16 protein-coding genes are annotated in these 22,056 nt (G+C 40.6%); 6 read left to right on the top strand and 10 right to left on the bottom strand.

Annotation, left to right across the window (positions count from 1 at the left end; translation table 11 throughout):
• Positions 1–290: 290 nt before the first annotated feature.
• The 6 genes from MXE38_RS09225 to rsxA all read right to left on the bottom strand — a co-directional run bounded on the left by MXE38_RS09225 (position 291) and on the right by rsxA (position 6,273).
• Entirely contained in the window at positions 291–1,022 is a 732-nt protein-coding gene (locus MXE38_RS09225; protein ID WP_246914143.1) for an electron transport complex subunit E, read from the bottom strand.
• 18 nt (positions 1,023–1,040) lie between these two features.
• A complete protein-coding gene (locus tag MXE38_RS09220; protein ID WP_246914141.1) occupies positions 1,041–1,673 on the bottom strand; it encodes an RnfABCDGE type electron transport complex subunit G in 633 nt (210 codons plus the stop codon).
• Positions 1,673–2,875, bottom strand: a complete 1,203-nt coding sequence (locus MXE38_RS09215; protein WP_246914140.1) for an RnfABCDGE type electron transport complex subunit D — start codon at positions 2,873–2,875, stop codon at positions 1,673–1,675. The genes MXE38_RS09220 and MXE38_RS09215 overlap by 1 nt, the downstream gene beginning before the upstream one ends.
• A gap of 31 nt (positions 2,876–2,906) precedes the next feature.
• The gene (gene rsxC, locus MXE38_RS09210; RefSeq protein ID WP_246914139.1) at positions 2,907–5,045 is read right to left on the bottom strand and encodes an electron transport complex subunit RsxC; all 2,139 of its coding nucleotides are present in this window, start codon (positions 5,043–5,045) and stop codon (positions 2,907–2,909) included.
• Positions 5,045–5,614 (bottom strand): RnfABCDGE type electron transport complex subunit B, encoded by a 570-nt coding sequence (locus MXE38_RS09205; RefSeq protein WP_246914138.1) that lies wholly within the window; start codon positions 5,612–5,614, stop codon positions 5,045–5,047. The genes rsxC and MXE38_RS09205 overlap by 1 nt, the downstream gene beginning before the upstream one ends.
• A 71-nt stretch (positions 5,615–5,685) precedes the next feature.
• Complete coding sequence (gene rsxA / locus MXE38_RS09200) at positions 5,686–6,273, bottom strand: electron transport complex subunit RsxA (protein ID WP_246914137.1); 588 nt, start codon at positions 6,271–6,273, stop codon at positions 5,686–5,688.
• 570 nt (positions 6,274–6,843) lie between these two features.
• Here rsxA and nth point away from each other — a divergent pair.
• Positions 6,844–8,580, top strand: coding sequence for an endonuclease III (nth, locus tag MXE38_RS09195; RefSeq protein ID WP_246914136.1), 1,737 nt, complete (start codon positions 6,844–6,846; stop codon positions 8,578–8,580).
• 92 nt (positions 8,581–8,672) lie between these two features.
• Here the strand turns inward: nth and rimO are convergent, their stop codons facing one another.
• Together rimO and MXE38_RS09185 are read right to left on the bottom strand one after the other, a co-directional pair.
• Positions 8,673–10,052: a 30S ribosomal protein S12 methylthiotransferase RimO gene (gene rimO / locus MXE38_RS09190; RefSeq protein ID WP_246914135.1), complete on the bottom strand. Its 1,380-nt coding sequence runs from the start codon at positions 10,050–10,052 to the stop codon at positions 8,673–8,675.
• 98 nt (positions 10,053–10,150) lie between these two features.
• A complete protein-coding gene (locus MXE38_RS09185) occupies positions 10,151–11,071 on the bottom strand; it encodes a manganese-dependent inorganic pyrophosphatase (RefSeq protein WP_246914134.1) in 921 nt (306 codons plus the stop codon).
• 272 nt (positions 11,072–11,343) lie between these two features.
• On the opposite strand from MXE38_RS09185, the gene MXE38_RS09180 reads away from it, so the two are divergent.
• The 5 genes from MXE38_RS09180 (at position 11,344) to MXE38_RS09160 (ending at position 19,089) form a co-directional block, all read left to right on the top strand.
• Positions 11,344–12,189 (top strand): hypothetical protein, encoded by an 846-nt coding sequence (locus MXE38_RS09180; RefSeq protein WP_246914132.1) that lies wholly within the window; start codon positions 11,344–11,346, stop codon positions 12,187–12,189.
• Between the two features lie 203 nt (positions 12,190–12,392).
• Complete coding sequence (locus MXE38_RS09175) at positions 12,393–12,968, top strand: lytic transglycosylase domain-containing protein (RefSeq protein WP_246914130.1); 576 nt, start codon at positions 12,393–12,395, stop codon at positions 12,966–12,968.
• A 548-nt stretch (positions 12,969–13,516) separates the two neighbouring features.
• Positions 13,517–14,479 carry a universal stress protein UspE gene (gene uspE, locus MXE38_RS09170; RefSeq protein WP_281503189.1) on the top strand — a complete coding sequence of 321 codons (963 nt, stop codon included), beginning with the start codon at positions 13,517–13,519 and terminating at the stop codon, positions 14,477–14,479.
• Positions 14,480–14,829: 350 nt separating this feature from the next.
• The gene (ttcA, locus tag MXE38_RS09165; protein ID WP_246914126.1) at positions 14,830–15,702 is read left to right on the top strand and encodes a tRNA 2-thiocytidine(32) synthetase TtcA; all 873 of its coding nucleotides are present in this window, start codon (positions 14,830–14,832) and stop codon (positions 15,700–15,702) included.
• A 138-nt stretch (positions 15,703–15,840) separates the two neighbouring features.
• Positions 15,841–19,089: a UvrD-helicase domain-containing protein gene (locus tag MXE38_RS09160; RefSeq protein WP_246914124.1), complete on the top strand. Its 3,249-nt coding sequence runs from the start codon at positions 15,841–15,843 to the stop codon at positions 19,087–19,089.
• Positions 19,090–19,599: 510 nt separating this feature from the next.
• On the opposite strand, the gene panF is transcribed toward MXE38_RS09160, so the two are convergent.
• Together panF and MXE38_RS09150 are read right to left on the bottom strand one after the other, a co-directional pair.
• On the bottom strand, positions 19,600–21,168 hold the full coding sequence (panF, locus tag MXE38_RS09155; RefSeq protein WP_246914122.1) for a sodium/pantothenate symporter: 1,569 nt from the start codon (positions 21,166–21,168) through the stop codon (positions 19,600–19,602).
• An 11-nt stretch (positions 21,169–21,179) separates the two neighbouring features.
• The gene (locus MXE38_RS09150) at positions 21,180–21,530 is read right to left on the bottom strand and encodes a DUF997 family protein (protein WP_246914120.1); all 351 of its coding nucleotides are present in this window, start codon (positions 21,528–21,530) and stop codon (positions 21,180–21,182) included.
• Between the last annotated feature and the right edge of the window lie 526 nt (positions 21,531–22,056).

The raw sequence follows: 22,056 nt of genomic DNA, 5'->3' as shown, positions 1-22,056 counted from the left end.
TTGGATGATATCATCAAGAGAAGATGGAGACATATTCGACCTTTAACTAAAACTTTAGACAGAATTAATATTAAAATACAGCATAGCTCATATATTACAAAATTAATGTTACCGTGTAACATAAAAAGTGTGACTCAAATCAATAGCGATAAAAATCTCGTACAGAATTTTGCAAGATTATTGATAAAGCACAATTTTATCTTGTAGGGGGCTATAAGGGTAGGAAAGAGCAGGTAGTTTGCGTATTGAGATTAATAAAACAGCCTGCTGTTAGCAGGCTGCGGTAAAGTTTAGATATTAATAGAGTTGATGCGATTTTTACGATCGCGCATCCATTTGCCCATATTATCCATAGCATTTTTAATAGCAATTAAAAAGGCTAAAACAAAGAAGCCGCCTGGAGGGAGGATAGCAATGAGCATAGAGAAATCAGCACTATAAATAGTCATTTGTAAGTTAGCTGCCCATGGGCCTAAAATATCAGCTGCACCTACAAAGAGAGTGCCATTACCGATAATTTCACGAATGCATCCTAGAGCAAAGAGTACTAAGGTAAAGCCAATACCACAAGCAATGGCATCTACAGTAGATCTAATAATATTGTTCTTACCTGCAAAAGCCTCAGCACGGCCCATAATAATACAGTTGGTAACAATTAAGGCTAAATAAATGCCTAATTGCTGATATAAAGCAGGGAAATAGGCTTCAATCTCAAAGCGTACTACTGTTACTAAAGAGGCAATAATTACTACGTAAATAGGAATACGTACTTCACTAACAATAAACTTACGGATTAAAGAAATCACCATAGAGCTTAAGACCATTACTAAAATAGTAGCAATACCTAAGCCTAGAGCATTGGCAGCTGAGGTGGTAACAGCTAGTAATGGGCACATGCCTAACAGTTGGCATAAGCCAGGATTATCTTTCCAAATACCTTTGATGAAAATTTCCCATAAAGAGCTTTGTTTTGGTTTAGCGTTAGGATCTAAAGCTCCTTCAACCACTGTTTTATTGCTCATATTGTTGATCCTGAAAAATTATTTCTTACTTGGGCAATCTTTAAGACTATCAAAGTCTGTAGAGTTCATTACTTCAAGAAAATCCTTGGTAGCTAACACAATAGCACGGGAGGTCACAGTAGCGCCTGTAATATAGTCAAAGTCACCACCGAATTTCTTTACATCCCAGTTTTTTTCGTGCAGAGCTAAATTATCAAACTGGTCTAAATAATTACCCTTGCGACGCTCTACTTTATCGCCAATACCAGGAGTTTCTCGGCTTAATTGAATATCAATTTTGCTAATACGGCCATTATTGTCCATACCACCAATTAAGATGAGAGGATTGGAGTAGCCACGACTGGTAGAGTAGCTTGAGATAAAGCCCAACGTATTACCCTGTTCATCACGAGCAATATAGGCCTTCATATTTTTACCAATACGTTTGTCGCTAATGAGTTTGCATTGATAAGTAACTTTACCTTGAGCTTTAGCTTTAACCTCAGGAAGTAGAGTGTCAATGAGCTTTTGTTCAGTTTGAGCTCTATTTTTCTCAATAAAAGGCGCTGTGTCTTGTTCAACTGTTAATACAGCACTAGTACATAAAGCTGCAATAGCCGATAAAATTATGCCCGAGAAAATAGCACGTGCATTTGGTTTAGATTCAAACATTAGTCAAGGCCTCCTGGACGATAGCCAATACCAAATGGACGACGTTTAGTCATAACATCCATGAGAGGAGCTAAACAGTTGCCTAACATAACAGCAAAAGCCACAGAGTCAGAGTAACTACCTTGGACACGAATAACAATTACTAACAGACCAATGATGGCTGAAAGAATAATACGTCCTTTAAAAGTGCCACAAGTAGTAACAGGATCAGTAATGATATAGAAAGCACCGAGCATAGTACCGCCCATAATAAGGTGTTCTATCATACTAATGCAGGCACTTGGGTCTAAATAATGCCACAAAGCACCTCCACAGGCTAAAGCAATTAAGAAAGCCAGTGGCACTTGGAATCTTATAACTTTAGTGGCAATTAAAATAATACCGCCGAGCACATAGGCTGCTGCTAAATAGAGATAAGCTACAAAGCTTGGGCTTAGTAAGTCAATAGGGGCTTGAGAGGCAACAGCACCAGCTTTACGTGCAGTCTTAATGCTTTCTAAATAGGTAGCGCCACTAAGAGCGTCAGTGGTGAGATGATCTTGGCTAATGATGCTATCTAATTCATCAGTATCAGTGTTTTTTGCTTCTTCTTCTTTATTAAGTAAAGACTGGTAAGCCTCTAACTCATTAAGATGGTTAAGGCTTTTAATTTCACTGATTAAAATTTTAGGATCATGGCCATTAATAATGACATCATAAGCTCTTTGTGGAGTAGCTACAGAAATGGCGTTATAAGTTGGTGTTACCCAAGTAGTATAGAAAATACCAGGGGCAGAAATTACCAAAAAGATAAAGCCAGACATAGCTGGATTAAAGAGGTTTTGACCAAGACCACCAAAGCACTCACGCACTAAGAGCATGGCAAATAAAGTAGCCAATACACTGTAGTACCAAGGTAATAATTGCGGCAAGGTAAGAGCTAAAAGGGCAGCAGTTACTAAGCCAGATGGATCTTTTAAGCTACGCTTAATTGATCTAGAGCGCATCATGGCTACTAAAACTTGGCAAAATAAGGCTGTGGCTGAACAAATGATTAGTTGAATCACAGTGCCAAAGCCAAAGAAGAAAGTCATAACTGCTAAAGCAGGTATTAAAGAGCCCAGAACAATGAGCATGATCTTTTCAGTGCTCATAGGGCTATGCAAATGAGGTGCTGGCTCAATACCAAGATTTTGCTTAGCACTTTGTTCATTAATTTGCATTGATAGTTTCCTGTAAACTCTATGCCAAAAATTAGTTATCTAAGGTTTTCTTTTTTAAAGCTTGAGGTAACTTAGCCTTTTCTTTGGCATCTTCCTCAGGGGCATATAAATAAGATTTGGTCTTAGGGCGGCTTTGAGGAATATATACGCCCTCAGCAGGTGGGTTTTCCACCTTGCTCATATCAGGCTCATGTTTATCAAATACACGCCATTGATTAATAGCTGGAGCATGCTTATCAATTGCAGCCTTACGTAAAGAGTAAGGTAGCTTCTCTTGAGGCTCATTTAAGAGTTGCTCATGACCATTTAAGTTAGAGGCTTGCTCTTTGTTAGCAAGGTTTAAGTGCTTGTCTTTTAACATAGCACTAGTACCACCTTGAGCCATCATGGCAGCTACTAAGAGGCCATCTTTGCTCTGGGCCATAAATGCATTGGCCTTATCATGAGCGTTGGCAGCTTCAAGATTATTAGCCTTAAGACCTTTAATACCAGTAATAGCCATATTAGAGGCGTTATTAGTATTAGCTTGGGTAACTAAGTTGCTGTTATCTTGGTTGCCTTGAGCATTATTGGCAGTAGCATTCTTTTGCGCCAAGGCCGCACGCTTAGCAGCAGCTCTTTCACGAGCAGCAGCCACAGCCTCAGCTCGCTTCTTTTCAATCTCCTCAGGAGACATATTAGCTTCGGCTTCTTTTTGCGCAGCGGCACGAGCTTTGGCAGCTTCACGACGTTTTTGACGTTGCTCTTCTTCTTTAGCTAAGCGTTCATTACGGGCGGCAATACGCTCTTGTGCTCTTTGGTTACGGCGTTGATTATCATCAAGCAAACGCAAAATAGCTTTTTCTTTTCTAAATTGCGCAGTAAGAGTAATACGTGATGGGCAAACATAAGAGCAGCAACCACATTCAGTACAATCCATCATGCCACAGCTACTAGTTTTCTTGTGCATACCAGCACGAGAAAGAGCATATAGCTGATAAGGAACTAGTCTGCTTGGGCAAACACGAGCGCAGCGACCACAACGAATACAGTTCATGGCCTCTGGCTTTTCTTCTAGTTCTTTGTAGGAAGGTACATAAACACAGGTAGCGCTCTTGGTAATAGGCACGTCAATGCTAGGCAGAGTAAAGCCCATAAAAGGGCCACCTAAAATAATTCTTTGACGACGCTCAGGGTTGAGCTTAAAACAGTTTAAAACAAAGCGCACTGAGGTACCTAAGCGTACTAAAGCATTGCCATTTTTACCTAAAGTTTGACCATCTACAGTGATCACACGCTTAATGAGTGGAATGCCATCGATAACAGCTTGCTTAATCGCAAATACTGTTTCTACATTATCGACCACAATACCGCACTCAGAGGTGTGCTCATTGTAAGGAATCTCAATACCAGTACAAATCTTAATTAAGTTACGTGCAGCTCCTGATGGATATAAGGTAGGAATTTCTCTTACCATTACATCCTCTGCTACAGCTTCTTTCATAGCCTTAATAGCATTAGGCTTGTTATCTTCAATAGCAACAATAATGGCCTTAGGCTTAAGGATATGACGTACCACCTCAATGCCTTGCGCAATCTCAGCAGCTCGCTCTTGCATTAAGCGGTCATCACAAGTAGCTACAGGCTCACATTCTGCACCATTAACAATAAAGATATTGCAATCGCCAGTTGATTCCTCAAGGGCAGCGCCAATCTTAGCGGCTGTTTGGAATTGAGCACCACCTAAGCCCTCAACACCAAAAGCTCTAATACGCTCTAAAATTTCTTTAGGGTCACGCTGTTGCCAATCGGCCATTGGCTCATCAGGTACTTTTTCATCCAGGCCATCAGGCTTAATAGTAATACAACGACCCAAAAAGCCAGATGGGTGAGGCAGCACTTGCATGCCAATACCTATAATTTCACCTGAGGTAGAGGCGTGAAGAGGAACATTACGCTTACCACCTGGAATAGTTAAGGGTTGACCTGCTTTTACATGTTCGCCGACACGAACTAAAAGCTGACCACCATCACCTAAGTGACGATCAAGTGGTAGGGTAATTAAAGAAGGGATGGGCAGCTCTTCAATAGGGCTATGAGAGGTGCTCTTGCGCTCTAAAGGTTTAATACCACCAAAGAAGCTCCAGAGCTTGCCTTGGAAGATCTTTTCGAGCTGTTTAGAAAATGGCATTAGTTAGTCCCCTTAAAGCGAATAGGACGAAGTTCCCAGTTATAGTTAGCTAAAGTTGGTTCTAAGCGCACTAGTTCAATACAATTTTCTGGGCACTTATTAACGCACTCATTACAGCCAATACATTCATTTTCAATAACGCTATGTGCATTACGTGGTGAGCCTTTAATAGCATCTACAGGACAAAAACGGGTACATTTAGTACAACCTGTACAGAGGCTTTCATGAATAATAGCTACCTTACGTGGAGTAAAAATAGCATCTTCACTTTCATCTGTTGGGACACTAACACCTAAGATAGAAGCAAGGTTATCGATAGTATCTTGACCACCTGGAGTACATTTATTACAAGATGCTGTACCATTAGCCATGGCCTCAGCATAAGCACGACATCCTGGGTAGCCACATTGAGCACACTGGGCTCCTGGTAGGGCTTTTTCCAGTTGGTTTGCTATCTCGTCATCACCGCCACCTTTAGAGCGGGCTAAGATGGATAACACTATGCCTAGAACAAATAAGGCAATAGCTCCGTAAATAATAAATTGGAGTGCGTCTGGACTAATATTCACAAGACTACCTCAATAAAAAATGTGTTAACTAAGTAAGCACCTAAAAATAAAGTTAGCTAATAGTATTTTGCTTAGACACTGCTGCCTGTAAATCCTGCAAAGCCCATAAAAGCTAGCGACATCAAGCCAGCGCTAATAAGAGCAATAGCAGTGCCTTTAAAAGGCTCAGGAACATCATTAAGTGCCAAACGCTCACGCATGGCTGCAAATAAGGTAAGCACTAAAGTAAAGCCAGCTCCAGCTCCCAAAGCGTAGACCATACCATTGATTAGGGAATGGTTTAATGAGGTATTAAGTAGAACTAAACCTAGCACAATACAGTTGGTGGTAATTAAAGGCAGATAAATGCCTAAAGCTTGATAAAGACTGTAGGAAGTTTTGCGAATTACAATCTCTACTAGCTGTACAGCAACAGCAATAACGATAATATCTACAATTAAATCTAAAGAGGTTAGACCTAAAGGAGAAAGTACATAGTTATTAGCTAAGGTACAAATAAGCGCTGATAACACTAAGACAAAGGTAGTAGCTCCACCCATGCCTAAAGCTGCTGATAATTGGTTAGAAACGCCAATAAAAGGACAAATACCTAAAAAGCGCACTAACACAAAGTTATTTACAATGGCAGCGCTAAAAAATAGGATTAATGCGTCGATCATTGTTACCACTCAAATAGTTGGTGAGTAAGTTTCATCTATGCTAAGCATATTAAGGAAAAATATCTTACATGCCTAAGATGTGCATCCATCGCAAAAGACATAGTAGTAAAGTTAGCTCTGCCTTTTGCGATGTATACAAGGCTTGGGCGGGCTCATTTTACTGCAAATACGTAATTTTAGCTAACCAATGGCATTAAGATGCTTTTTTTGCGCAAATGATAAATAGCGTTAAAAGCTAGTGTTTAAGCCAAATTTTGGCTATTTTGTCGCCAAATCACATTAAAATAATGCATATTACGTCCTAGCTCATAAACCAGACCCTTTTCATAAAAGAATGTGATGCTTTCAGCATTTTTTAATAAAAGCTCGCAAATTTAGGCGATAAAAATATGTAGGTGATAGCAATATTATGTAATAAGAAACATAATCTATAATCTCTACTCGTTAGGTCAGTTCACTAAATAGGTAGCCCCTGTAACAAAACTACAAGGAGGTAGCCGTTAACATCAAAGTAGAGCGCTTGTACTAAAAAAGAGCTTATCTTCTTTGATCTCATGCGGTTAATTGTTTATGCCAGTTTCCACTAAAACCCCATCATCCTCAAAATCCAAATCAAAGCCTACTGCTAAGGCTCCATCTAAGGCCCCAGCTAAAGCTACTGCCGCCAAGGCTAAGACTGCTGCTAAATCCTCTGTTAAGAGTGTAGCGCCTCAGGAGGTAGTTGAGGTAAAGGCTGCAAGCAAGAAAGCCACAGCTGCCGCCACAGCCACTGCTACAAAGGCTGCATCTAAGGCTAAGACTAAAGTTTCCGAGCCAGCTAAGGTAGAGTCCAAGTCTGCTGCTAAGACCAAGGCTAAAGCCAAGCCTTCTAAAGCTGCTGTTAAGAGCATTGAACCTCAGGAAGTAGTTGAGGTAAAGGCTAAGAGCAAGAAGGCTCCAGCTAAAGCTACTGCTTCTAAAGCTACTAAGGCTGATTCCAAGGCTAAAGCTTCCGAGCCAGCTAAGGTAGAGTCCAAGCCTACTGATAAGGTCAAGGCTAAAGCCAAGTCTGCTGCTAAGGCCTCTGTTAAGAGTGCTGAGCCTCAGGAGGTGGTAGAGGTTAAATCTGCAAGCAAGAAAGCTCCAGCTAAGGCTACTGCTACTAAGCCTGCTTCCAAGGCTAAGGCTAAAGCCTCCGAGCCAGCTAAGGTAGAGTCCAAGCCTGCTGATAAGGTCAAGGCTAAAGCCAAGTCTGCTGCTAAGGCCTCAGTTAAGAGTGCTGAGCCTCAGGAGGTGGTAGAGGTTAAAGCTCCAAGCAAGAAAGCTCCAGCTAAGGCTACTGCTACTAAGTCTGCTTCCAAGGCTAAGGCTAAAGTTTCCGAGCCAGCTAAGGTAGAGTCCAAGTCTACTGCTAATGCCAAGGGTGCTGCAAAAGCCTCTGTTAAGAGCGGTGAATCTCAGGAAGTAGTTGAGGTAAAGGCTAAGAGCAAGAAAGCTCCAGCTAAGGCTACTGCTACCAAGGTAGCCTCCAAGGCTAAGGCCAAATCTTCCGAGCCTGCTAAGGCGGCGGATAAGGCAGCTAAGGCAGGGGCTAAGGCCAAGGCCAAGGTAGTGGCCAAGGGCTATGAGGTGTATGCTGAGCCTAGTGAGGGTGTGGAGGCTGAGTTTAAGGATATTACCTTGCTTAATAAGGAGGAGCGTTATGAGCTCATGCGCTTATTGCAAGAGCAAAATCCTAACCCTAAGAGTGAGTTGGAGTTTAAGAACACTTTTGAGCTCTTATGTGCAGTAGTGTTATCCGCTCAGGCTACTGATGCTTCTGTTAATAAAGCTACTCCTGCTTTATTTAAAGCCGCACCAGATCCTAAGAGCATGGCAAAGCTTGGTGCCGAGGGCATTGCTCCTTATATTCAGAGCATTGGTCTTTGGAAAAATAAGGCTAAATTCTTAGCCCAGCTGTCTCAAGCTTTATTGGATAAGCATGATGGCAAGGTTCCTGGCAGTTTTGATGAGTTGGTGGCATTACCTGGAGTGGGCTCTAAAACAGCTAAGGTGGTACTCAATGTTGCATTTGGCCAGCCTTTTATTGCGGTAGATACCCATGTTTATCGTGTCGCTACTCGTACAGGCTTATGCTTAGGTAAATGCCCAGGCCAGGTTGAAGAGCGTATTAGTCCTTTAGTGGCTGAGCCATTTTTAAAAGAAGCTCATCACTACTTGCTGTTACATGGTCGCTATAACTGTACCGCTCAACGCTTTGAGGGTCATTGCGATAAGTGTGTAGTTGCTAAGTATTGCAAGCACAATTATGAGCGCAAAGAAAAATAACTAGCACTTAAGCTTAGTGATAGAAAAAAGGAGCGTAGCCTTTAGTGGTTGCGCTCCTTTTTTATGTGTAGTTTTGAGGTCTTTAGTTAAGCCTACTTAGCCATTTTGAATGGGATGTGAGTTGATGGAGTGATGTTTTGCTCAAATTCGGCAATTAAATCATGCTCATCGCTAGAGGTGATCTTAACTTTTAGTAAGTCACCTTCACGTACACGCTCGCCCTTTGGTAAGCTTTCAATAGTAACAATACCGTCAATATCAGGAGCTTCGTACTTGGTACGGCCAATTACTAAGCCTTCCTCAGTGATAGTATCAACTAGCATTTCATAGCTCTTACCTACACGCTCTGCAAGTTTTTGGGCAGATACTTGAGCCTGGGCTTCCATTACTAAACGGGCACGCTCTTGACGTACTTCTACAGGAACAACACCATCGTAGTCATTAGCTTGTGCACCCTCAACGTCAGAGTAAGGGAAGGTACCAACACGGTCTAAACGAGCCTTTTTAATGAACTCTAATAAGTTTTCAAAGTCTTGCTCTGTTTCACCTGGGAAGCCAGTAATAATGTTAGAGCGAATGGATAAATCAGGGCAGATCTCACGCCACTGCATAATACGCTCATAAGTACGCTCAATATTGCCAGGGCGCTTCATACGCTTTAACACAGGCTCAGAGGCGTGCTGGAGCGGCATATCAAGGTAAGGCAAGATAATGCCATCTTTCATAAAGTGAATGAGCTCATCTACAATCTTGCTTGGGTAGACATAGTGTAATCTAAACCATGGGCGTGGATTAACAGTAGCTAAGCCTTCACAGAGTTTTAATAAGTTAGTGCCATCCTTAAGATCACCACCATAGTCAGAGGTGTCTTGAGAAATGATCATAATTTCTTTTACGCCTCTAGCACTAAGATCATTGGCCTCAGCAATAATATTGCTAATAGGACGTGAGCGTAAGGTGCCACGTAAATCAGGAATAATACAAAAAGCACACTTATGACGGCAGCCTTCGGCAACCTTAAGATAGCTATAGTGTTTTGGAGTTAAAAGTACACCAGAGGTTGGAACTGATTGACGGGCAATAGCAGGAGGCTCACCTACTAAGCGCTCAACAGCACGTAATACAGCGGCACGACGGCCAGGGCCAATAACATCAGCTACATCAGGGTATTCGGCTAAGACTTTTTCCTTTTGAGCACCCATACAGCCCATAACCACAACTTGTTGGCATTGTTGCTTGGCATCATAAATGGCATCAAAAGATTCTTCTACGGCTGGTTCAATAAAGCCACAGGTATTTACTAATACTAAATCTGCATTATGGAAGTCATTTTCAAGGCGATAACCTTTAGCTAGTAAAACAGAAATCAAGCGCTGGGAATCAACTAGATTTTTAGGGCAACCTAAGGACACCACGCCTACACGTGGCACATGATCTAAATGTGGCTTTGATTGATCGTTTTTGATAGCCATTAACAAATTCCTCAACAGTTTGGTAGTATTAGGCAAAAACAAGGCACTATCAGTAAATGGTAGTGCCTTAGTCTGATTAATTAGTAATTTAAAAAAAATTAAGCTTTAAAAGCCTGCTCTAAGTTTGGAACAACTTGCTTCTTACGGCTCATTACACCAGGCATCCACATCTTGTCAGAAACAGTGGTGTTTAAGGCCTTGGCAATCTTCTGCTCATCATCAGAGCACATTAAGAGCTCAGAGCCCTCTTCCATAATGTCAGTAACAACTAATAAGGCAGAGTGACGGCCTTCGGCTTTAACCTTGTTAAGCTCGTCTTGTAATTGAGCCTTTAACTCTGGGGTGATTAAAGATAAGGAAACTAACTCTAACTGGCCAATACCAACCTTGGTACCAGACATATCAAAGTCCTTGAAATCACGGAAGATTAAGTCACGTGGGGTAGCACCAGCTAAGTTGCTCTTAGCCTTGAACATTTCCATACCTAAAGCTTGAAGATCTTCAACGCCAGCAATCTTAGCTAAGTCATAAGCAGCCTTCTTATCAGCCTCAGTGCAGGTTGGGCTCTTGAATAAAACAGTATCAGATAAGATAGCGCATAACATAGCACCAGCTAAAGAAGGGTTGATCTCAACATTGTAGTAGTCGTGTAACTCTTTAATTACAGTGTTGGAGCAGCCAACTGGCTTGATAGTAACTTCAACAGGAGAGTCAGAGGTAACATCACCTAACTTGTGGTGATCAATAATACCTAAGAGCTTGCATTGAGCAAAATCATCTGGAGCCTGAGCTAAGTCAGAGTAGTCTACTAAATAAACCTCTTGACCTGCTACGCTGTGGCAAACTTCAGGAGCAGTTAAATTAAAGCGCTCTAAAACAAAAGCAGTCTCAGGAGCTGGAGTACCTTGAGCTACAGCCTTTACGTCAATACCGCGTCCACGATATAAATTGGTGGCAGATAAAGCTGAAACGATAGAATCTGTGTCTGGGTTCTTGTGGCCCAATACTAATGCGGTCATGATCTTTCCTATAAAAGAGAACAGTTATTGGTCTTAGAATCAGGAGCAAAATAATAAAAAAATATCTTCCTGATTATGTGCCATTCTAGCACACTAATAGATCCACTTTTGTTTGAGGGCCAAATTTTAGCAAAGCTCACAATTAAGATAATCGCTATGCAAAAAATATTCATACTTTTAGTGCAAAATAGGATGTATATCGGATGCAAGACTTACTTAGCTGTTAAAGTTAAAGTTAAGGTAAATAATCAATCCAATGCTATACTAAAGTCATGATGATGAAAGTTAAAAGTATGGGGCTGGCATTATGCGGTGTGGCGGCTCTTACTTGCTTAAACTTGCCGCATACTATTGATCTACCTTTTGCTCATCAAAGCTCACCAAAGAGCTTTAACGAGCAGGGTAACTTATCTTTATTTTTGTCACCTGCTTATGCTGATGTGATTGCCCCTCAAGCTCCACCTGAACTTTCTGATACCTTAATTGACTTTAGAACCAAAGAGCAATTAAGTGAAAAAGTCTATATTGAGGGCAAAGTAGATCCGCAAAACTCGCTTAATATTCCTACTGTCCCAGGCGATATTGAGGCTAAAGTTATGCGCATGAGCGCTACTTATCAGGCTCAATATGAAATTGCTGTGCCTCGCCATGGCATATCAATAATACGTTTTTATGATCTCAATGGTTATCCTATGGATATTGTCTCTACCAAACTAGAGAACCAAGGATTTCTAGCTGAGACTACAGCCTCTCCATCAGAATTAGCAGTAAGACAGTTTCAAGGCGCTTCTACAACCTTAATGCAAGTTAGACTTAAGGGTATTAATAACAACTTTATTTTTACTTTGAAGCCTTTAACTTTAGTTAATCAGCAAAGCTCTGTTCGTACCTTGATTACCTCAATGACGGTTAATTATTACGTCGAAGGTACTAACTTTATTCAACCTGTGCCTTATAAGTTTGGTCAGCCTAATCCAGAGGCTAAAACTATTAATTATGATAGTGTTAACCAAGATAAGCTCGAGCAATCTTTGTTAAGAGCCGCAGCTATTGCTATGCCTTTAAGTAAAGCAGAGCAAGAACAATCTAAAAAGAAACTAAAAGAGCTACTAAACTAAGAGCTCTTGGCTGCTAGCAAAAGTCCAGGCAAAGCGCCAAGCGCCTTGCGCACGGTGCTTTGCACCTTGCGCTAGTGCGCCAGGGCGCTGCTAAGAGCCACCCATATCTTGCACTATCGGTGCGCTGTGAGCTCTATACGAAGCTTTATAGGAGTAGCGCAAGATATGGGATTGCACTAAAGCATATAGGAGGAGTGATGTATATGAGCCTAACTAGATCTTTAAAAGTATTATTTGGCATCATGTTAACTTGCTCATTATGGTTTTATGTAGGATCTGCTTATAGTGCCTCCATGTCTTGTAAAGTACAAGGCCATTGGCGAGATGTGGCTTATTTAGAGCCTCCTATGAAGCAATATGAGTCCTTAAAAGATTGTATTGCTTGGACAGCCTATCAATTTAATTTGCCCGAAGAGCTGCTTTATTCAATTTTATATGTAGAGCGAGGCCCGATTAACGGCAAGTGTGGTACTAACCGCAATGGTACACAAGACTGTGGCCCTTCACAAATTAATGATGTTCGTCTAGGTGAGTTGCGCAAGTTTAAATTAACTAAAAATGATATTAAGTCTAAGCCTTGCCACAATATCTGGGCTATGGGTTATTTAATTCGTCGAGAAATTGAAAAGGCAGATGGTAATATTTGGACGGGTGTGGGTAATTATCACTATCACTATAGTGTTAATCAAAAAGTACATGATCGTTATGTCAACCGCATCAGACGAGCATGGCAAACACTAGTAAGCTCTACTTATGATTATTGCATTGAAGAGGGCTAATAATATAGAAAAATAGCAAGCGCAAAAGTTTTTGCTGTTTACAAGAACTGTCAGACGCAATAAGCAATTAACAGTTCCTAACCTCTATATACTCAAATTACCTAATAGGTAATTTGATGCGCAATCTTACTAACAAAAACCTAAGATATCGGTGTAGTTAGCATACTTGGAAAAAGTAATTTAAAGCTTGCTAACTACACCAATATCTTGGCTTGCTACTTAAGCTATATTAGGATGGCTCTTTACAAGAGCATCCAACCTCTATATAGATAGATTTTTTAGTCAGCAATTAAAGTGCCATGTGATTGATGGAGCGCCAGCTAAGCCAGTAATTTTGAGATCTTAAGGTTTCATGTTTTTTCTAGAGAAAGTTCTCAATGCTTTTTTTCTTTACATGCTAAAATAGCGCTGATATGGAGCTTAGTTCATATCAAAGATTGAAAACTATTTTGTAGGCAGAAAAACAAACCTTTAGAAGAATCAGGCTAATTTAGGTGAGATAGCTTAGCAAGATTAGGTTGTAAGTTTTAGCAAATTGGAGTTCTTAATTGAAAAAATTTAAGAAAATAATGGTAGTTATCGAACCCAAGCAAATGCGCCAAGTTGCTTTAGAAAGAGCTATGGCTTTGGCTCATGCTGGTGGTAAAACAAACCGTGAAATTATTGCTGTTATGCCTGTTACTGATTTGACTCGTGATCTCACCTCTGTCTTATCAGTAGAACCTAAAGAAGAGATCAAAGCTTCAGTTCTAGAAAAGAGCGAGAAGTGGCTAAAGAATTATTTAGCTATTCATGCTATAGGCTATGAGGTTAAAACTCGTGTTATTTGGTCAAAGAGCGTTGGTAAAGACATTACCCGTATGGCTCATGAAGAGAGCGTTGACCTCTTAATTAAAGCCCATGAAGTTCATGGTATGTTTGATAGTGTCTTCTTTACTCCTCTTGATTGGCAATTATTACGTCATGCTCCTGTACCAGTATTAATTGCTAAAGACCATATTTGGCATCCAACTGGTATTGTTGCTATTGCCTTGGATTTATCAGATCCTGATGATGTTGAAGCTCGTATGCTCAATATGCGTCTCTTGCGTGAGGCTCAAGAGCTTTGTCGTGTTATGCATTGCCAAATTCACATTCTCAATGCCATTCCTCCACTACTTCCTCCATCTTCAATGAATTTACCAGGCTTTACTCCAGATTTATTAGGCGATGCTGCGCTTAAAGAAGGTTGTAAAGCTGTGCTTTCTTTTGCAGCACGTCATAAGATCCCTGCTGAGCATTGCCATATCCGTGAAGGCCAGCCAGATGATGTTATTCCAACCTTATGTGCTGAGTTAAAGCCAACCGCACTCTTTATTGGCACCTCTGCTCGTAAGGGTGTAGCTGTAGCGCTAGCTGGTAATATTTGCGAGCGTGTAGTAGACAACCTCGATTGCGATGTAGCTGTAATCACTCCTAAGGCTGTTATTGAGCGTGTACCAATGGCCTCCGAGGGCGTATCTGGTATTTAAAAAGAACACGTCAGGCCCAAAAGCTCAAGCTTTGCGCCTAGCCCAGCGCTCAAGCGAGCGCTTGGGTTCAAGCTTAAGCTTGTACAAGCTCATGTTATAAATTTCTGGGGTTAGCCCCAAAGAGCCTCTTGCTATCAGAAGTGTTAGCAAGAGGTTTTTTGTTTGTAGGCTCTGTGAGGTTTAGTTTGGCTTTGCTTACCTATGACAGGGTATGACCTGTTTTGCAAATAATTATCTAATTGGAACTGACCAAAGCTTCAATGTTAGCAAGCAAAAGTTTTTACTCGTGATAAAATATGGCCCCAAATTTTTTCACTAGTGCGTTAGCATGTTTATGAGGTTCTCACAAAGTGCGTGATGATAATGATTTACCGTCCAAGGCTGATGAGTATGGTCGCAAGGTTAGTCCTTATTTTAATATTGAAGATAAGGAAGCCAAATATAAGGCTGATAAGCTATTTAAGCGCTTAAGACGCAAAGTAGGTCATGCTATTGGTGATTATGGCATGATTGAAGAGGGCGATAAGGTCATGGTCTGCATTTCAGGTGGTAAAGACTCTTATGCCATGCTCGATATTTTATTATCCATTAAGCGCTCTGCTCCTATTCCTTTTACCTTAGTTCCTGTTCATATTGATCCTGGTTTTCCTGGAACTCCAGAGGGCATGGTAGAGGAGCATCTTAAGAATGTAGGCCTTGATTACTATGTACTCAAGCGTCCTGTTTATGAGATCTCAAAAGCCAAAGTAGGCCCTGATACTCGCTTGTGCTCTATTTGTTCTCGTATGAGAAGAGGCTTTTTATACTCTACTGCTCGTGAAATTGGTGCTACTAAAGTGGCTTTAGGTCATCATCGTGATGATATTTTGGCTACTTTCTTTTTAAATCTCTTCTATTCAGGCATTATGAAGACTATGCCGCCAATTTTACGTAATGATAAGGACGACTTAACAGTTATTCGTCCTTTAGCTTATTGCCGTGAGCGTGATTTAACCACTTTAGCTAAGCTGAAGAATTACCCAACAGTACCAAAAGGTCTATGCGGTTATGGCGAAAATGAAGAGCGTGCTTCTATGCTTAAGATGATTCGCCACTGGGAAAAAGAGCAGCCTAAGCGTCCTGACATTATCTTTAAGGCACTCAAGAATGTGGTGCCATCTCATTTATTAGATCGCAACTTGTTCGACTTTAGCAAAATCTCTAATGGCCCTAAAGTTAAGTAAGTTTAAGCAAATTTAAATATGAACAAGCTCTAGTCAATTACTTTGGTTAGAGCTTGTTTTGTATTTGAATATTATCCAAAGCTGATAAAATTAGAGTGGTTCTTTAAGGCACATATTATTTTTGTGAAAGGATGAGAAATGTCAGATTGGCTTGATGTACTAAATGATGAGCAGCGTAATGCAGTTGAGCAAACTGAGGGCTATGTCTGCTTACATGCTGGTGCAGGAACGGGTAAGACTAGAACCCTGACCTATCGTTATGCTTACTTGATTAACGAATATGGCATTTCTCCACGCTCTGTATGGTGTGTAACTTTTACCAATAAAGCTGCTGTAGAAATGAAACAGCGTGTCCAACAATTGTGTGGCAATGCTATTGGTAATCCTTTTGTTACCACTTTTCATGGTTTTTGTGCGCTCTTTTTACGTGAAGAAATCATGGCTATAGGCTGGCCTAAGACTTTTACTATTTGTGATGTCTCTGATGTTAAAGAGCTGCTACGCCCTTTATACAAAGAGTGCGAAATTGATGGTAAGAAGCTGTCGTTAAAAAAGGCTTGGGAATTTATTGACTGTAAAAAAGAGACCAAAGATTACATTAGTGCTTTTATTGGCCCTGATAGTACCGAGCTATTAAAGCGCTCTGCTAGTGCTACTGAGGATAATCTTAAGCTCTTCTGGCGCTACTTATTTGCCCAGCGCACTACTTATTCTTTAGATTTTGATGATCTGATTTTACTAACTTTACATATTTTGCAAAACTTTCCTGAGGTAAGAGAGCGTTGGCAAAAGCGCTTAGAGTATATTTTGGTTGACGAATTTCAGGATATTGATCGTGACCAGTATATGTTAGTAGAGATCTTAGCTAACTACCACAATAACCTCTTTATTGTAGGTGATCCAGATCAGACCATTTACTCCTTTAGAGGTGCTCGAGTTGAGTATTTCCAAAACTTTGTTAATGCTCATGCCCCTCAAGGTATTAAGCTAAATTTAACTTATAACTATCGTTCTCAAGGCGCAATTTTAAAAGCGGCTTACTCAGTTATTTCCAATAATGTCGACCCTGATCGTCTGCCTTTAATTGCTAAGCGTGAAGATATCACTTTAGATGACATGATTGTCTCACGTGACACTAACTTGAAGCTTGAGGAAAAAATGAGTCCTCAAGTGGTAGAGCATTTGGCCAAAAGCTCTTATTACTCCAATGCCAGGGCAGGCAATCATAAAGATCGCTTAGCTAAAGCGGTAGGCTTTAAAGCACAAAAGAAGTTAGAGCGTATTGGTTTAGAGCCACGCCCAAGCGAACATAATTTTGCCCATCAAATTTCCCCTTGGGATCAGGTTTTACCATCTCAAGAGCAAGTTTACACTCTTGAGGATAATCAAGCTTATTGGTCATTACGAGAGCTGCTTAGTGAAAGCCCTAATAAGAAAGGCCAGGCCTTATCTTTAAAGCCTATCATTACTCATGCCTCTTCTGTTTACACTGAGGCTGATTATGTGGTGGATTGTATTAAGGAAATTAAGTATTTAGATCCAAACGCCACCATTGCTATCTTGTATCGAGCCCACTATGTGGCTATGCAGTTTGAAAATGCCTTAGTCGCAGCTAAGATTCCTTACAATGTGATAGGTGATTTGCGCTTCTTTGACCGTAAAGAAATTCGCGATGTTATTGCTTATATTCGCCTGAGAGTAAATCTTGATGACGATGTGGCTTTTAGACGTATAGTTAACGTTCCTCCACGTGGTTTTGGCAAAAAGCGTATGGAAAAGCTTGATTTGATTGCCAAAGCTAATAATTGCTCTTTATTTAAAGCTTTAATCTTAAGTAAGGATGATGAATTCTTATTTAGTCGTCAAACTAAGGTAGCTGACTTTATTAAGGTCATGGGTGATTTGTCCCAAGCGCCTTTTAAAAGCCCAGTGGACGATTTTGAACTTATTATTAACAACACTGGCTATGAAGAGTGGATTAAAGAATCTGGCGAAGATGAGCGTCTGGAGAATATTGCCACCTTAAAGAGCTATTTATCTGATTTTAAGAAAAATCAAGATGACGAGGTTAACCTGGCAGACTTTGTGTCTAATGTAACTTTAATGACCAGTGCTGACGAGAGCTCTCCTGTAAATGCTGTACGTTTAATGACAGTACATAATGCCAAGGGCTTAGAGTTTGACTACGTTTTTGTAGTTAGTGTTAATGAGGCTGTTTTCCCTAGTAAAAAGGCTATTAATGAGCTTAATGTTGAGGAAGAGCGCCGCTTAATGTATGTAGCAATGACCCGTGCTAAAAAGCAATTATTCTTGTCAGAAGCAGGAGGTATGCTACAAAACCGCCAAGACCCACAAGCCAAGATTCCACGCTTGCCATCACGCTTTTTAGCTGAGGTTAAAAAGGATGAAGTGGTAGAAATTGGTGGTTCTTATATGTCCCCTCTTGGTCAAACAGAGATCAGAGTTGGCAATGAGAATAAGAACAATCTCATGTCAGTAGGCGAGCGTTTTGTCCATAAAATTTTAGGTACAGGCATAGTAAGAGAGGTAAGAGCTGTTGAGGGTGAGTATTTAGTTTTCTATGAAAAGCTAGGCCGTGAACGCACTCTAGCCTTTACCGCCAAATTTGAGCGCCTTAGCCCCTCACCAAGCCCAGTCCCAGCCCCAGCTGGCGCTATCGCCCCAGCTGTAGCCTCACTCCAGCCTCAGGCCCAGGCCCAAACACCTGGCTTAGGCCAGAGCCTTGCCCTTGGCCAGGCCATGGGTCAGCCATGGCCTCAACCACAGCATCAGCCATGGCCACAAGGACTTGCACAGCCTGTGTCCAATGCCTATCAAAGTAATATGAATGGCGCTGTGGCTGCTAATGGTTTTAACGCTCTCAATGCCAGAGATAATCAAGGACAGAGTCCTTTTAATGGGGATGCTTTTGCAAGTGCAGAGCAGGGAGCAAATACTAACAATAATGGCATGATGTCTTTTGCTCAATTTTGTGCTCAAGGCGTAACACCTCCAAGCGCCCCAGAGGTTAATAGCTTGGGCAATGGCTTTGGCAATGGCTATGGTAATGGTGTTGGCAATGTTTATCATGGCCCATCAGGCGAGGCTAACAAGATTGCTGAGCCTTTAATTAGCACTGATTATCAGCAAATTGATGATGATTATGTTGATGAGGATGATGATGAGGTAGCTTTTGTTCCAACCGAGAGCTTGCATCGCCCTAAGTTTAATGCTTTTAATGCTGAGAGCGCTCCTACTTTTAGCAATAATGTGGTCAATAATTACAATATTGATATTGGTCAAGGCTATGGCTTTAAAGGCCATAATCCAATGGCAACCTTCAAAGGTAACAGAGGCAAAAAGTCCTCTACAGAAGGTGAGAGCTAACTGTGCAACAACTACCAGCACCAGTAGCATTAATTGGTAGTTTCTTGCTATTAAAAGCCCCTGATAGGCACTAGAAAACTTGGGCTTAATAAGTTTAAAAAAATACAGGCTGATATTTCTTAAAAGCTATGCTTTTGGAGTGTCAGCCTGTCTTGTTTCTATGGCTTGACTTTAATTAAGTGCTCGCAAGCTTTCTCTTAAAAGGTAAGGATAGTCCCAGATTGCGCCTAATCTTATGCTTATGCTTAAACCAATGCGTCATCATAAGCTGCCCATCATCACGCTGATACTATCAAGAGTCTTTTGATGGCTTATTTTTGTTTTTAACAGTGGCGGCTGGCTATTCTGGTAAATACGGGGTGGAAACTGTATTAGGTTAAGCCTAAGCTCTTGCTAGAAAGTAGGCTACGGGAACGGGGCGGAGACAGGGCCAGACCAGGGCCAGAGCAAAGCTCTGGCCTCTGGCCTGGCGCAGCTAGCGAAGCTTGCGTAGCTAGCTTTAAAGCTGGGTTAGCTTAAGTAGTTTTTGTGAGGGAAGAAAATTTCGTGAGTGGAGCGATCCATCTTTTGCTTGAGAATATGGGAGCCTATGTATGAGCCAATAATGGCACCTATTAGGCCTGCAACTAGCGCTGGCACAATGGCATGAGCACTAAAGAAAGTGATCTTGAAAATCATACCAATAGCATAGACGCTAATAGAACATGCAATAGAGGTTAACAGTCCACAAGTATTAAAGCGACGTGAGAACATGCCTAAGATAATAGGCCATACAAAGGCGCTTTCTAAACCACCAAAAGCAAAGAGATTAATCCAAGCTACTACATCCATAGGGAATAAAGCTAGGATAATAGCAATAATACCCATGACCATAGCAGTGCCTTTAACAATGAGCTTTTCATGATAGCTAAGATTGCTTTTAACTGAATCTTGAATTAACTCAGGCTCTTGGTTGCTAGGTTGATTGTTGTGATTTCTATCTTTATGCAAAGATTTAAAGAGATCACGAACTACAGCTGAGGCGGCAGCAATTAATAGGGAGCTAACAGTACTCATAGTAGCTGCTAGAGGGCCTAAGATAGTAATACCAGCAATAATAGGATGCATTTTAGAGGCAATTAAAGTAGGTATTACAGTATCAGTACCACCTGATGGCATTTGGGTTACTACAGCTCGAGCTAAAACGCCAAGCATAGTCATACCAATCATGAGAGCACCACAAACTAAGGTAGCAATAATCATTGATTTATGCAGTTCATGGCTAGATTTGTAGCTCATGCAACGTACTAAGCTTTGTGGAAGGCCAACAGTAGCAAAGCCTACTAAAATCCATGTAGAAAAGAGCAAGCCTATAGGTAGGGCACCACCTGCATTGTATTCTAAATTGCGACTGATATTAGTAGCCTCGTCAATATTAACTGAGGCAATGGTGTCCATTACATTAGCTAAACCACCACCTTCACTAATAATGACATAGCCTAAAAGCACCATGCCGCTTAACATTAAGAAAGCACAAATAGCATCAGTAATAGCTACTGCTCTAAAGCCTCCAGAGGAATAGAGTACAGTTACCAGAGCAAAAATTACTAAGCCTAGTTCATAGTTAATACCAGTAAGACCCGCAAAAATTTGGGCACCACCGATAAACTGACCTACAATCATGGCAATAAAGAACACAATCAGCAAAACAGCTAATACTAAAGATACTATTTTGGACTTAAAGCGCTCATAAATGAGATCAATAACGGTAAGGCTATCGGTTGCATGAGAGAGCAAAGTAAGTCTTTTAGCTAATATGCCTAAAATTAAGAAGGCAGTAATAATTTGAGGTGCAGCAAAGACCACCCAGCCAAGGCCTAAATTCCAGGCAATACCAGGGCCTGAAACAAAAGATGATACTGAGCCGTAAGTAGCCACTAAGGTCATGGCTAAAACGACACCACCTAGACTTTGAGAGCCTAAGAAATATTCTTTTTTAAAGTTAGTGGCGCTATTGGCACGATAGGAAACCACATAGCCTACTGCTAGTAACACAATAAAGAAGAGCGCAATAGGAACTAAAGGTAGGATATTATTCATGGTTAGCTCCTTTATGCTTGATTATCTTCTGGTAAGGATTGGCCATGCTTTAAAGAGGTAACCTTTAAAGGACAAGGCTTCATAAACCATTTAACTAATACAATGACAACCACTACAGAAAAGACATAGCCACCAAGGCAGCTTAATACAAACCACAGAGGTAAGTGGAAAACACTGACATTAAGATCGTGAGTTAAAAAGATTGCTAGCCAAAAGACAATAGTTACGATTAGCGCAGCAAAAAAAGTATAACGAGCCTCAGCATCTAATTGTTTAAAAGCTTGTGCATATTGCTCCTTAGTTTGGATATGCTCGCTACTAGGTTTTAACTCATTAAAATTTTCAGATTTTGGGGTGCTCATAAAAAAAGTCCTTAATTATTCTGATGGCATGTTTGTATACAGCTGCAAGAGAAACTGTATTAATAGTGTGCATGGATTTTAACAAGCAAATTGACACAATAGAGATAATTGTCAGTAAACTTCTACAAGTTACTAAATATCCCATCTTACATACCAGTTAAGACAAATTTCACATTTTTAAAGCTAAAAAATTAATAGATGCTAATTAATACGCCAAGTGCTAAAAGCTTGATTACAAGCGCAAAACCTAAAAATTAGGCAAGCTTATTATTTCACTACAAAGTAGAGGTTGAATCTAAGATAACCACAAGTTAAAAATTTTATGACAGTAGTAGTGAACAAAATACCTAAAAAAGTTATTTTGCAGTCAAAAACAGTAAAAGTAGTGCGAAATTGATAGTTTTTTCTCAAAAAACAGCTAAAAACCATTAAAAATCAGCAAATATTGCTCTGATACCATGTTTATTTAATTGCTTAATAAATTAACTTTAATTAATACCAATAATGAGCTATTCCTATATTTAAG

This window comes from Anaerobiospirillum sp. NML120448 (assembly GCF_023050945.1).
Lineage (GTDB): Bacteria > Pseudomonadota > Gammaproteobacteria > Enterobacterales > Succinivibrionaceae > Anaerobiospirillum.
This window is presented reverse-complemented; position numbering and strand designations above follow the sequence as displayed.

Bases quoted from the DNA above. Each gene is read 5' to 3' on its own strand.
- MXE38_RS09225 (WP_246914143.1), bottom strand. From the start codon at position 1,022: ATGAGCAATAAAACAGTGGTTGAAGGAGCTTTAGATCCTAACGCTAAA.
- MXE38_RS09220 (WP_246914141.1), bottom strand. From the start codon at position 1,673: ATGTTTGAATCTAAACCAAATGCACGTGCTATTTTCTCGGGCATAATT.
- MXE38_RS09215 (WP_246914140.1), bottom strand. From the start codon at position 2,875: ATGCAAATTAATGAACAAAGTGCTAAGCAAAATCTTGGTATTGAGCCA.
- rsxC (WP_246914139.1), bottom strand. From the start codon at position 5,045: ATGCCATTTTCTAAACAGCTCGAAAAGATCTTCCAAGGCAAGCTCTGG.
- rsxA (WP_246914137.1), bottom strand. From the start codon at position 6,273: ATGATCGACGCATTAATCCTATTTTTTAGCGCTGCCATTGTAAATAAC.
- nth (WP_246914136.1), top strand. From the start codon at position 6,844: ATGCCAGTTTCCACTAAAACCCCATCATCCTCAAAATCCAAATCAAAG.
- rimO (WP_246914135.1), bottom strand. From the start codon at position 10,052: ATGGCTATCAAAAACGATCAATCAAAGCCACATTTAGATCATGTGCCA.
- MXE38_RS09185 (WP_246914134.1), bottom strand. From the start codon at position 11,071: ATGACCGCATTAGTATTGGGCCACAAGAACCCAGACACAGATTCTATC.
- MXE38_RS09180 (WP_246914132.1), top strand. From the start codon at position 11,344: ATGATGATGAAAGTTAAAAGTATGGGGCTGGCATTATGCGGTGTGGCG.
- MXE38_RS09175 (WP_246914130.1), top strand. From the start codon at position 12,393: ATGAGCCTAACTAGATCTTTAAAAGTATTATTTGGCATCATGTTAACT.
- MXE38_RS09160 (WP_246914124.1), top strand. From the start codon at position 15,841: ATGTCAGATTGGCTTGATGTACTAAATGATGAGCAGCGTAATGCAGTT.
- panF (WP_246914122.1), bottom strand. From the start codon at position 21,168: ATGAATAATATCCTACCTTTAGTTCCTATTGCGCTCTTCTTTATTGTG.
- MXE38_RS09150 (WP_246914120.1), bottom strand. From the start codon at position 21,530: ATGAGCACCCCAAAATCTGAAAATTTTAATGAGTTAAAACCTAGTAGC.